The 518-nt window shown below is 29.5% G+C and carries 1 protein-coding gene; it reads right to left on the bottom strand.

Annotation, left to right across the window (positions count from 1 at the left end):
* Positions 1 to 518: transglycosylase SLT domain-containing protein (locus tag AMN70_RS03100; RefSeq protein ID WP_143323408.1), on the bottom strand; the 518-nt coding region annotated here is incomplete at both ends.

The following is a 518-nucleotide window of genomic DNA, read 5'->3' as shown; positions in this document are numbered from 1 at the left end:
GCAAAAGGGTAGGCACCTTCATATTCAAGGATTAAGCCAGCAATATAATGTGATCCTAAGTTAATATTATATTCTGGATCAGAAGTTAATCTAGATCTTGAGTAAGGAAGATTTGCTTGTTTTGCAACTAATTTAGCAGTGTAAGGCATTAACTGCATTAATCCTTTAGCTCCAGCATGACTGTTTGCAGCTAAATCAAATTCACTTTCTTGTCTTATAATTGATAAAATAAATGCACCTTCTGGAATTTTTCTACCATTTATATATTTTGGTGTGCTAATTATTGGATAATTATATTTATTGTGAAATCTTTTTTCATATGAAGCAATTTTAGCGATTTGGATTGCAAAATCAAAACGTTCAATGTTTGTTGAAAGTTCTGCAGCTAATATTTCACTCCCACTTTCAATGTTATCGTTGGCTAAATGTCTAAGCATATGTTTTGTATATTTATCTTCATCTAATTCATCTAGTAAATAAATTAATTTGACTACCTCTTTTTTAAAAAAATAATCACG

Origin of the sequence: Candidatus Pelagibacter communis, assembly GCF_001179925.1 — a bacterium.
Lineage (GTDB): Bacteria > Pseudomonadota > Alphaproteobacteria > Pelagibacterales > Pelagibacteraceae > Pelagibacter > Pelagibacter ubique_E.
The sequence above is the reverse complement of the archived record's forward strand: the minus strand, read 5'-3'. Positions and strand labels throughout refer to the sequence as shown.